Below are 4,025 nucleotides of genomic sequence, written 5' to 3' on the forward strand. Positions count from 1 at the left end.
CAGGCCGCCCTCGCCGCCCAGGTTGAGCGTCATCCGGTACTCGACGGTGCCGTCGTCGAAGTAGTCGGTCCCGGCGGGCTTGGCTTTGCCGGCGTTGGTCTGGGCGTCGGCGGCGGAGAAACCCAGGTCGGTGAAGAACTCGACCAGCACGTTGCGGGCGGCGTACTGGGCCGTCTTCTCGGCCATCGCCCGGGCCTGGGCCACGTTGGCGGCCTCGGTGTCGGCTTGGGCCGTGCCGGTGACGACGAGAGCGCCGTCCTCGAGCTCCATGTCGCCGTAGAACTCGGTGTAGACGATCAGGGCCTCTTCGGTGAGCTCGGCCCGCGGTGGCAGGGGTGCGCCCTCGGCCAGACCGGTGGGGACTTCGGTCAGTTCGGCCTCGGGGGGCTCCTCGGCCGTCACAACGCCGGTGAGTAGGAGTAGACTCAACAACAGTGTCGCAGTGCGCATCACGCACCTCCAGGGTTCTTTCTCGGTGACTGGTCTCGTCAGGAGACCGTTTTCAACATCACGTATTTCAAAACCGTTATCCGGGCCGATTAAAGCTGCGCAAGAGCTCCTCTTTACCGCGGCGGAACGGCTCCGTTTCCAACACCCGCTCGCTCAGCGGCTTCGGCTCAGCGAAGGCCGCAGCCGTACCTGGCGGTTGGTCGGGATCCACCGCCGACAGACTCCGCAGGGCGGCGCCGACAATGAGCGGGGCGAGGAGTAGCAGGCTCGGCACCTTGGGCGGCTTTAGCGGGCTCATCTCAGGCCTCGCTGTAGATACAGGGAAGATATTGCTCCGCGCAGCGGCGGAAGAACTCGGTTTCCAGGGCCCGTTCGATGAGCGGTCTGGATTCGTCGCAAGCCGCCGAGCGTTGCAGCCTGATCGTGCCCTCATCGACACCGTGTTCGGCCGGCCACTCCGCATCGGGCTCCAGCAGGATCAGCTTTTCACCACTGGAAACCTCTTGTAGAGAGACGAAGGGTAGGGCGACATTTTTGGCGATTACGGGGTAATCGGCCGGTAAAGCGTTCGGCCGGCGGTGGTCGCGGAGCAGCAAGTGATCGTCGCCGATAAAGACCCCGCAACGCCCCCGGCCGATCAGCTCCTCGGAATCAAGGAAGGCGTAGGGGTGGACGCACCCCATGTGGACTACCTCACCGGTCGAATTGTCGAGGACGAGATAGGGCTGTTCGATGGAGTAGCCCGCTCCGTAGCCGGGGTAGCCGTAGCAGATGAAGGTGTGGGCGCCGCCCTTGCTGAAGCAGTTGTCGTAGATCCAATTGGAGTGGACCATGTGTTCGAAGGCGTTCGTGGCCGGCAAGAAGAGCCGCTCGGGGTAGCGTGTACCCGACCAGTGGGGGTTATCGAAGGCCACGGCGGCGGTGCGGCCGTCGGCGTAGCCGCGCAGGTGTTGCGGTTCGGCGATGCGGGCGCTCCCGTGGAGGCCCTGTAAGAACACCATCTCGTCGACGATCAGTCCTTCGTCGGTTTCGACCCGCCCGCTGTGGTCGTCCAGTTCCCGGTCGCCGTCGAGGGTCAGTACTCCGTTGCGGGCGACGTAGGCGCACGACGGCTCCGCGGCGCCCGCCGGAGAGAGCAGCCTCGGGACGCCGAAGTACAATCAGGGCGATACTCGTCCGCAGAGGGCCTCCAGCGCCCTAGCCCTCATCGCTGCGGCGGCGCGTCGTTCATCCGGGACTCGATCTTGGCCAGCTCCCGGCGGATGTCGTCGGCGTGGGGCCCGTCGGGATGGTGCTCCAGGTATTGCTCGGCCACGTCGACGAACATCGGCCAACGCTCGCCCTGGACCAGGACCTTCAGCAGGGCCAGGTAGGGTTGGGGGTACGCGGGGTCCAGTTCGATGGCCCGGGTAAAGAGCTCGGCGGCGCCGGCGTAATCGCCGGCCTCGATGGCAGCCACGCCCTTCATGTAGACGTCGTAGGCCTCGGGGGACTGGTGGACGGCCATCTCGCGCTCGAACTCCTCGGCGTCGAGTTTGGCCAGCTCCCGGGCCGCCTCGACCAGCTCCTCCTCGTCGTCCACGCTGCGGCTGGCGGCGGCGACGACCTCGCCGGTGGCCACCAGGACGATGCGGCCGGAGAGGGTGTAGACCTCGCCGATGCGGGAGACGGAGCCCACGCCGACCATGTCGGCGCCGAGCAGGGCGCCGATCTCGACCAGGTCGCTCTCGTGGACCATCCCGCTGGTGCCCAGGGACTGCTCGGCGAGCACGTCCTCGAGGCGGCTGCGCTCGATGACCCGGAAGACGCCGTCGGCGGCGATCTCGGTGCGGATGATCTCGGCCACGGCGCGGCCGACGGACTCCTCGCAACCGATCGATTCGAAGTCGGCCACGGCGATCTTGGGGATCGCCCAAGCCGTCAGGGCGATCAACAGAACGGTAACAACGAGCTTGCGCATCGGTGGCTCCTCCGGTGACGGGGAATCGACGAATGGTTTTTGCGGACGTCGCGCGCTGGATAAGCCCTGCAATCCGGGCTCAAGGTATTGTAAGATTATGCACGCTTTTGCGCACTTTTTCCACCCGACCCGGCAGAAAAACCGCCGTCCCGCAGCCCGGCGAAGCATAGCCAAACTAGTTCAAACTATGGCCTATCCCAGTACCGACAACCGGCTGGACCCCGCCAAATACGCCAAGCTACGTCAGCGCGTCAGCGATCCCGACACCCGTTTCGTCGTCTCCCTGGGTTCCGGGGCCATGCTGGCCCTGGCCTCCAGCCTGTCCATCCTGCGCTTCCTCGAGGAGCTGGAGCTCGCCGTCCACATCGACGAGGTCTGGGGCAGCTCCTCCGGCGCCATGGCCGGAGCGCTGTGGTGCTCGGGCACCCCCGTCGACTCCGTCCTGACCATGCTGCGCGGTCTGCGCCGCCGCGACCTGGTCGACGTGGCCTGGGGCCACATCCTCAAGGGCCTGTTCACCCGCAAGTGGGACCTCGACGTGGCCGACGGCCTGCTCAACGGCCGCAAGCTGCTGGGCCGCGTCGGCCGGCTGCTGCGCGTCGGGCGCGTCGAGGACTGCCCGGTGCCTTTGCGCATCCTGCTGGCCCATGACGACGGCACCGCCCGGCTCAAGGTCGTGCGCTGCGGCGACCTCGTCGACGCCGTGCGCTGCTCGGTGGCCATGCAGGGCGTCTTCCGCCCCGGCCGCTTCGCGGGCGAGCGCTACGTTGACCCCACTATGCTGGAGAAGACCCCCCTGCCCAGCGTGATCGCCGACCACCACGCCCGGCACCCCGGCGAGAAGCTGTTGATCCTGGCCGCCTTCCACGGCTACCACGGCCAGCACAAGCCGATCAAGGGGCTGATGAGCCGCTTGTTCTTCTTCAAGGAGGTCCTGCAGTATCAGGTCTTCCTGGCCCATCTCTCCCAGGCCGCCCGCCACGACGATGTCGAGGTCGTCGTCTACTCCCCCTGCATCCACGACGTGGACACCCTGGCCGTCGAGCAGGCCGACTGGATCTTCGCCGAGGTCCGGCGGCAGATGACCGTGCGCCTCGACGACCGCTTCATCGACGCCGACATCCACGAGGCCGACCCCGACGTCTGGGTGCCCAACTGGTGCCCCGAGAGGCTGCTGGGCGAGCGTCGCTCCGACTGAGCCTTCGCGCTCAATACATGCGCAACCGTCCCAGACACGGGGAACCCGGACGGCGTTGCGACATCGACTGCGCGGGTGGACGGTTGGTCGCCAATCAAGGCCCCGGAAGCCGGCGGTGGTTGCCCCGGAGGCAAATGAAACGGGCTGATAGTTCGCCGGGTGATTGCGCGGCACCTTATCAGCCGCCGACCCTGAACTCTTGCTCCAAGACGGGGCAACACTGTTCAACCCTGATAGTGATAACCGGTTACCGGGGGTGACGTTCTCGGCCTCGCTGTTGCCTGCAGCTTCGTGCCGGGGTGCTTCACTTCAGTAACGCCGGAGCGGTCCGCCGGTTGGCGGTCCTTCGAGGAGAGTCCCCATGTCCAAAATGTCCAGACTGATCGTCACGCTGCTGATTGTCCGGGCGGCCGCGGG

5 protein-coding genes are annotated in these 4,025 nt (G+C 66.5%); 1 reads left to right on the forward strand and 4 read right to left on the reverse strand.

The features are described from left to right. From GF399_01430 to GF399_01445, 4 genes are all read right to left on the reverse strand, one after another. A partial coding sequence (locus GF399_01430) for a hypothetical protein (GenBank protein ID MBD3398976.1) occupies positions 1–450 on the reverse strand: 450 nt, incomplete at its 3' end. A gap of 76 nt (positions 451–526) precedes the next feature. Beyond that, complete coding sequence (locus GF399_01435; protein ID MBD3398977.1) at positions 527–748, reverse strand: hypothetical protein; 222 nt, start codon at positions 746–748, stop codon at positions 527–529. A gap of 1 nt (position 749) precedes the next feature. Further along, positions 750–1,610, reverse strand: coding sequence for a hypothetical protein (locus GF399_01440; GenBank protein ID MBD3398978.1), 861 nt, complete (start codon positions 1,608–1,610; stop codon positions 750–752). A gap of 44 nt (positions 1,611–1,654) precedes the next feature. Then, the gene (locus GF399_01445; protein MBD3398979.1) at positions 1,655–2,578 is read right to left on the reverse strand and encodes a hypothetical protein; all 924 of its coding nucleotides are present in this window, start codon (positions 2,576–2,578) and stop codon (positions 1,655–1,657) included. Between GF399_01445 and GF399_01450 the strand changes: the two genes are divergently transcribed. Continuing rightward, on the forward strand, positions 2,244–3,608 hold the full coding sequence (locus tag GF399_01450) for a hypothetical protein (protein ID MBD3398980.1): 1,365 nt from the start codon (positions 2,244–2,246) through the stop codon (positions 3,606–3,608). The genes GF399_01445 and GF399_01450 overlap by 335 nt on opposite strands. Positions 3,609–4,025: the final 417 nt, after the last annotated feature.

The sequence above is a fragment of the Candidatus Coatesbacteria bacterium genome (assembly GCA_014728225.1).
Lineage (GTDB): Bacteria > RBG-13-66-14 > RBG-13-66-14 > RBG-13-66-14 > RBG-13-66-14 > WJLX01.

Bases quoted from the DNA above. Each gene is read 5' to 3' on its own strand.
- GF399_01435 (MBD3398977.1), bottom strand. From the start codon at position 748: ATGAGCCCGCTAAAGCCGCCCAAGGTGCCGAGCCTGCTACTCCTCGCC.
- GF399_01450 (MBD3398980.1), top strand. From the start codon at position 2,244: ATGACCCGGAAGACGCCGTCGGCGGCGATCTCGGTGCGGATGATCTCG.
- GF399_01445 (MBD3398979.1), bottom strand. From the start codon at position 2,578: ATGCTTCGCCGGGCTGCGGGACGGCGGTTTTTCTGCCGGGTCGGGTGG.